The 7,317-nt window shown below is 38.8% G+C and carries 7 protein-coding genes; 5 read left to right on the top strand and 2 right to left on the bottom strand.

The genetic code is table 11. The features are described 5' to 3' along the window. Window positions 1-495 precede the first annotated feature (495 nt). Window positions 496-849, bottom strand: coding sequence for a helix-turn-helix domain-containing protein (locus tag IM792_RS21120; protein ID WP_194103913.1), 354 nt, complete (start codon window positions 847-849; stop codon window positions 496-498). A gap of 334 nt (window positions 850-1,183) precedes the next feature. Beyond that, window positions 1,184-1,543 (bottom strand): hypothetical protein, encoded by a 360-nt coding sequence (locus IM792_RS21115; RefSeq protein ID WP_194103912.1) that lies wholly within the window; start codon window positions 1,541-1,543, stop codon window positions 1,184-1,186. A 347-nt stretch (window positions 1,544-1,890) separates the two neighbouring features. On the opposite strand from IM792_RS21115, the gene IM792_RS21110 reads away from it, so the two are divergent. The 5 genes from IM792_RS21110 to IM792_RS21090 all read left to right on the top strand — a co-directional run bounded on the left by IM792_RS21110 (window position 1,891) and on the right by IM792_RS21090 (window position 5,628). Next, window positions 1,891-2,037, top strand: a complete 147-nt coding sequence (locus tag IM792_RS21110; protein ID WP_194103911.1) for a lmo0937 family membrane protein — start codon at window positions 1,891-1,893, stop codon at window positions 2,035-2,037. Window positions 2,038-2,199: 162 nt separating this feature from the next. Then, complete coding sequence (locus IM792_RS21105; RefSeq protein WP_194103910.1) at window positions 2,200-2,421, top strand: hypothetical protein; 222 nt, start codon at window positions 2,200-2,202, stop codon at window positions 2,419-2,421. Between the two features lie 784 nt (window positions 2,422-3,205). After that, a complete protein-coding gene (locus tag IM792_RS21100) occupies window positions 3,206-3,664 on the top strand; it encodes a hypothetical protein (protein WP_194103909.1) in 459 nt (152 codons plus the stop codon). 19 nt (window positions 3,665-3,683) lie between these two features. Beyond that, a complete protein-coding gene (locus IM792_RS21095; protein WP_194103908.1) occupies window positions 3,684-4,484 on the top strand; it encodes a phage portal protein in 801 nt (266 codons plus the stop codon). A 103-nt stretch (window positions 4,485-4,587) separates the two neighbouring features. Continuing rightward, a complete protein-coding gene (locus IM792_RS21090) occupies window positions 4,588-5,628 on the top strand; it encodes a hypothetical protein (protein ID WP_194103907.1) in 1,041 nt (346 codons plus the stop codon). The last annotated feature ends 1,689 nt before the right edge of the window (window positions 5,629-7,317 follow it).

Genomic DNA, 7,317 nt, shown 5'->3' with positions numbered 1-7,317 from the left:
TTTAAAGTCATTTCATCTGATCTGATTATCAGATCAGATGAAATACCGCTTCCTCCGTTAGATCCACGCAACCCTTTTTGATTATATAACGGTAGTTTCTTTCGTGACCAACATAACAACTTTGCTTTCATCAAAAAAATTAGCGTGATCCGGTTGAACATGCTTCAGGAAATTCTCTGACGAAAAAAACTGGTGATAAAACAGGGAGTAGCTAACTGTTTATCAACATGTGGAGGAGGTTAAACACTAAGTTTGAAAATGCTATAGTTCGAAATTTAATAACAAGTTAAGAAGTTGAATTATGTTATAAAGCAATATTGGAATAAATTTATTTTTAAAGACTCCAAACGGCAAACAATCAAAGACAATGCCGGAGCAGCGAGTTCTTGGGGATTTTTTGGTGTTAAAACAATCAGTTAAAGTTTAGACCTATGCAGCGAGTGCAAAGGGCTTTTTTCATTATGCCAAATGGGTAGAATTCGATTTGTATCTAATTTATTTCCCAACACTCATCGATACTAATAGCTTGTTAAACTGTTCCAGCAATCCAATATATTTATCTTTCCATTCGAGACTGTCACTATTGATCTCCCATTCATTCTCCTGGTATATTGACTTTAAAGAGAATGTGTCTTCTGAGAAGTATTGTGGAAACTCATTTGAAAAATCATATTTCGATGCTAATCCAATGCGATGTATAATTTCTTTTTTTATAGAATCGGCAGACAACCAGTTGTATATCGTTCGTCTGTTGACATTTAATTCTTTTGCAAGGCCTGTAATAGTGTTACCACTTCTTCGAATCGCTTTTATAATTATTTTGCCGTGGTTATGGCTGTCTTTGCTCATAAGTTAATGTTAATTATAATATTGCTAATACGTTTTAATAATAAGAATATTAACCCATTAACGCATTCTCAAAAGCTATAGTGTAAGATAGGTATTTGTTAGACAGATAATATTTTATTCAATAGTTACAATAAAACAGAACATTAAGTTGAATTGATTGTCTCTTAATATCATAAGATCCAACAGTAAAAGTTTATCCGTAAACCCCGGGCAGCAAGTGCTCCGGGGTTTATTATTTAAATATGTTAGCGTGCCATTCGTATAATTTTTTATTATTAGATCATACGATACATAAGTTTAATCCATATCCCTCGAGTAGCGGGAGACCGGGGGATTATTTATGCAGTTGAGACAGAGTATAAAGTAATGTGTTATATCTTTCCAATAAGTCAATGTACTTATCCCGCCATTCGCCAGGCTCTACGAGCGATAATTGAGAATTTTGAATTCGTATCCATTCGGCAGTAAAATCATCGCTGGTAAAGTATTGGGGAAATTCGACCGAAAAATCGTGATGAATACTCATCCCAACCCGATAGATAATCTCTTTTTTAAGGAATGGTGATTCAAACCAGTTGTAAACAGTTCTTCTGTTTACTTTAATGTTGAAGGCAAGGTCAGTCAAACTGATACCTCTGCTGCGGACCGCATATTCCAGCAATTGTCCGTGATGGCTTTTATTAGTAGTACTCATAAAATTATGATTCGGTGTTGTATATCGATTTGAGAATTTAGTTCAAATCAGTGTGGCAAATCAACACATTTAGGCCAAAATTGTTGAACGACTTTCTTGTATCTGCCACAAGATATTGCCACACATAATTTAAGAATCTACAGGTTTTAAAGTTCAAAATCTTGGAATAGAGTGTTTAAAAATATTTTTAAAATCACTTTGCCATTTGTTTAGAATCTATATAAACTTAATTACCCATCAAATTTGTAATCAGTATAATTATTAATAGTGTATTAAACACACTTTTTAAGCCTTAGTGGGTTAATACACCTTTAAAGAATAATACACATCACTAAACACTTTTAAACATGAGAAGTATCTTGTACATCATCGCAGTCATCCTGGTTATAGGTTGGATTTTCGGCTTCTTCGTTGGACATGCCGGCGGATTAATCCACATTTTATTAGTAATTGCAGTAATCGCCTTATTGCTGGGCATCATCAGGCGAGCGTGATGATTATTAAACGTTAATTGGTAAAGCCACTTCAATAAGGAGTGGCTTTTTACATTAACACATATTTTATACGGCAAATTCACGCGATATGTACGCTTTGTGTGATTGAAGCAGCATGAAGGTTGGACTATTTTTGGGAAATAGACCAAACAATTTAAACCCATGCATACCGAAAGTGAAATCCAGTTTGAAGGCGTACTTGCCCTCACTAAATTACCTGATGAAGCCCTACTGAACCATGTTTCAATTACCGTGCCCGCGGCGCTTACCAATAAGTACGATGGGTTGCTCTACATTTATGGCGTCACATTTACACGAGTTGAAGATTATCCACACCCTACAGGCTGGGAATATCAAAAATTTGATACATTGCTTGCTTCATAGAAACGATTAATCCCTCTATTCACAACAGCTGACTGATAACCCGGTCGGCTGTTTGTGTTTTAAGGTTTTATCAACTACTCCTTGACTTAGTATTGTTTAATGTTTTTAAAAACTCTTTGTTTACTTGCCTTGATAGCCACTCATTGAATACCTGGGCGCATTTATTTTTGAATTCGCTACAGCAAGCAGTTATGGCAATGGCTTGGTTATCATCCTCTAATTTAACAGCAGGATGCACTTTGTGAACTGGACATTTTTTGCTTTCGATCTGCAAAATAATTGGCCTAAAGTCAAACATTGGTGTAGGTGTTTTTAACAGATACATCGTTGATTTTAAATTTGTTTGTGGAGTTAAAGAATTTTACAACGACTGACTATGTTTAAATTCATGTCATAGCAAAAGCTTACGCTGCCGGTTGGTTAGCAACTTGAATAGCTCTGTTTTTTGCTCATGTATTCCAATGTTTTTCGATTGATTCGTTCAGATAAATAGTAATTGAAAGCATAGATGCACTCATGCTCGAACTGATCGCAACAGGTATAGAATGTAACAGTGCATTTGGCCTCATTAATTATAATTTTTGGCCTTACTGAATGTATAGAGCATCTCATATGCTCCACCTGAACAACAATAGTGGTAAAGTTTAACACATAATTTCTTACGTAAAACTGCTTGACATAGTTTCCAGTTAGTGCTGCTAATATTATCATGCACTTACTATGTATCATTAGGCGACTACACAGGCAATGTATGCCCGCATCCATCAGAGTATTTTTGCTTACAATGGAAATTTCAGAACTGCAATCTCTTTTAGGTGAACCGACTAAACTGATATCAACCATCGAGTCGTTAAAGCCAATCATTCCCGACTACGCTTATAACGTCGAGCCCGAAAATCATAAAGTAGTACAGGATCTGCAATACAGGCCGTGGCGCGATATTGAGGTGCCGACCGGAGAGAATGATGAACAGGGCAATCCGAAGTACCGCACAGAAAAGAAAGATGTTCACCGAATACCCTCATCCACACAAAAGCAAATTTTAGACTGGGCGGTACGCATGAACCTATCAGGCGGTATTGAGATCGATGCCACCATACGCGATGCTTTCAAGGTCAGTGATGAAACCATGTTGGCCATGTTGAAGCGTACATGGGAAGATAATAAGTTAAACTACACAGCGCAGAAAATCGACAGACAGAAAAAGAACTACACCCAGGCGCTGGTAGTTTGTCAAAATTGAAGGCATAGATGTCGAAAAGGTGGATCTGTTTTTAAGCGATAAGTACATCACCTATACGAGAGATACTACCGGGTGGGCCTCAAAAGAAACTAAAATTCCTTACGGTAAGGCCAACTTTGTATTCCACGGGCAAAAGCGCCCGGAGTATGCTGATGTGCTGCCTAAGATCGAAAGGGTAGAGGAGGGCGATAGCGATACCGCTGACGAGAATCAAATATCCTCATTCCCCATACTGGATGCTACTGGCGAGATCACTGATATGAAAGGTGGTGGCAAGAATACCCGAAAGGTTTTCCAGATGGAGAATGGTGGCGATCTGAAGTATTTGGAGGCCAAAGGCGCGCAGCAGTCGGCTACCGATGAGCGGCAGAACCTTCGTCGCGATATTTACGACGAAACCAGCACGCCGCAAATATCCATGGAGCAAATCTCCGGTTCATCGAACTTACCGGGCGTCACCATCGAAATGATGTTCCTGCCTGCGACCAATAAGGCGAAGTCAAATCAGGATGGTGATCTGGGCATGGAATGGCAGCGGGACCTTAATTTGTTGAAGTCTTGTATGGCGGTGATCAATGTTGGTGTTAAGTCCAGTATAAGCATGCCGGTGAAGCCTAAGTTTAAGATCGAGCTGCCACGGAATTATACTGAGGAGTACGATAACATCGTGAAGCTGGTAGGCGCCGGGTTGATGTCGAAAGAAACTGCGATTGCTCAGCTGGCATTTACCAGTGATCCTGCCGTGGAATTTGAGAGGATAAAACAGGAGGCTGCTGAGTCAGCGAAGTTGATACAACGGCCTGTAGTTCAAACATTTTAAGGCAGTAATACACATTGTAGTATACAATAAATAATTGCTAGTTTAGCATTGTTCATAATAGGTAAATTTGTTATACACCAGCACATATCAACGTGCTTAACCAATGATGAAAAACAAATTTATTTTCCTGGCAATGCTTGCCATTCCAGTCGTTTTGACAAATTGTAAAAAAGATCTTTCATCTCCGTCAGAAAGCACTCCCACGTCAGAAAGATCTTTAACAACCGCAGCTGTATCATCAATCAAAGTAGAAACGCTTTATGGATCGCCTTACGCAACTGGCGCTTTGGTAAACGGCAAAGGTACTTCCGCTCGTTTCAATAGTCCTCGTGGTTTACAGCTGATACCTGATGGTACGATCTACGTTGCTGATATGAAAAACGATGTGATACGCAAAATTGCCACTACTGGCGAAGTTTCAACCGTGGCAACTAAACCAGCCGATTACGGAGGTGTGATGACTGACCCAATTTATATAGGTGTCGAGTACGAAACAGGTATTTTACACATTGTGCAGGATGGTAATACAGATTTTGATCCATTTGATCAAACATGGATATTTAAACCTAATGGAGATTTCGTAGCCACCAACTATTACTATTATACCAGTTCAACCGGCATGGCTCGAAATCCGTATACTGACAAGTTTTATTTTAGTTCAGGAAATCTCATAAGAGAACATTTTGCTCAACCTACAGGCGAAATTTATGGGCCTGGTTATGATATAGACGATAGCAAACTACAAAACCCGGAAAACGAAGGTAGTCGGGGCTTCAGCTGGGATGCATTAGCCATTGGTTACAATAAAGTATTATATGTGACAACGAACGGACGTATTTATAAGGTCACACCAGGCGGCGTCACTGAACAGATATTTAAAAATATAAATTTCGACAAGATCACCAGTATGATCTTCAATAAAGATAGCCGTACAATGTATGTTGCTGACAATGGTTACATAAAACGTGTCGATGGCACCAAGCTTACCATACTGGCGGGCCCGACCGGTGCTAATAATGGCCATGATGGACCGGCCTCAACTGCTGATGTTTATGCTTTCGGCTTGGCTCTGGACAAAGGTGAGAATGCAATATATTTCACCGATCAGAAAGCAAATACAATCAGAAAGATCTCACTAAAATAGTAAGGGTCAGTTAATTTTTATATGGGGCGGCAAGTTTAGACTTGTCGCCTTTTTTATTGGAGTATGTCGTTATTAGGTAAGAAGTTATAGATCAGTGGAATAAAGTCGCTAATTTCTCTTTTACGACAAATTGTGGGTGGAGCAGTTGAAAGCTCGTCGAGCTCATAACTCAGAGGTCGTGGATTCGTACCCCCCCCCGCCGCCGCAACTACAGGGGATATGACAACTTAAAGTAAAATAAAAACTGTACCTAAAATCGTCAAGCCGCTTTAGGCCCACTTAATGTGAAAGTTGTCTTCCCACAACGCATAAATTAATATTTTTTAAGAGGAAGCATAGGATTTAAGGGTTTTAAAATAGGACTTCTTGGAATACGAATTGAGTCTTTATTGCCACAACCGCAACTCTTAAGAAGGGAATTGTCAGTAATCATGATTGTTAGTATAAATGTGAATTAACTTCTCATTATAAGGCATTTTTTATGTGTCTTAAATTTCAGAACGCGCAAAATTTAGTATAAATAGTAGCACGGCAGGTGCAGGACTCTTAGGAGCGAAGACCCCTGATTACATAAAGGAGCTCATAGCAAGCAGGGCAGCGAAGCGCTTGGGGATATAGCGGATAGGAAAGCCACCAGAGTAAATCGGGAGTAAACCTTCCCCGGTTTTTATGATAGAGCTTGATATTCATATTCAACGTATTTGGAACAAAGACTTACGACTTTAGGTGAAATCAAAACTTCCCTTAAAGCATATTCTTCTCCAGTATGCTTGTTTTTATAGACTATTAACGCAAGAGTTTGATAACTGATGCCATCAATTTTTTTACGTACAAAGGAACTGCGAAGAGGTATTCTTGGGGATAATGCCGGTTCCATATTAAATACAATTCTAATCACGTCCCAAGATATTCATAATTATGAACACAACCCAAATATTTAAAAACGCAGCTGTTAACGGAGTTATCAGCGAATAAAAGGCTGTAAGCTTGCGCAACAGATTGAGTAGGAGCGCGAGGATACCCGTACGCTGTTAATCAAACTGGAAAGAACGTAGGCATGTATCTCGGTGAGAAGATTAACGCACACCTGGCAATCATGAATGGCGCTTACTTTAACGAGAAGGATTACTATCATAAGCGTTTGCCGGGGAAGCAGTAAGCTTAATTTGAATCAACTATTCCCGTGCTTTTATAAAGATTGATGCTTGATGGCCCTCCGTTTCAGAAAATTTAATTGAATGTATATTGCTAAGACATCCAAATTTAAAGCTGTTATAAGTGATATTATGTCGAGCATTACAGTACAAATCATGTCATATCTAACTGTATCGCCTATCAGTAGTATTGGTTTATCTGAAGTATTTACGTGTTCTACCAAAACTTGAGTAAATGCGTATTGCATATGATTGAATGTTTATTATAAACCTTGAAATAGTGATAAAGAATCCCAAAAGTGGCAAAAGGATCAACATCAAAAAACTTTACGAATCGCTCCACCTTTCCAATATCCCATCCTACTAAAAGAAAGTACGTGCGGATTACAACAAAGCTATCAATAAGATTTTTGGCGCTGCCGGCAATGTCAAGCTTAAGGGCAAGAAGTTCAAACTGAGTACTTGAAACATGTGGGACTGAGGCAGTCTTGTGCCGGAGAATTCCGTATATTGAAAACTGCCATCATAATTGCTT

It is taken from the genome of Mucilaginibacter sp. JRF (genome assembly GCF_015223065.1).
GTDB lineage: Bacteria > Bacteroidota > Bacteroidia > Sphingobacteriales > Sphingobacteriaceae > Mucilaginibacter.
Note: the sequence above shows the minus strand (reverse complement) of the source record. Positions and strands in the feature narration are given on the sequence as shown.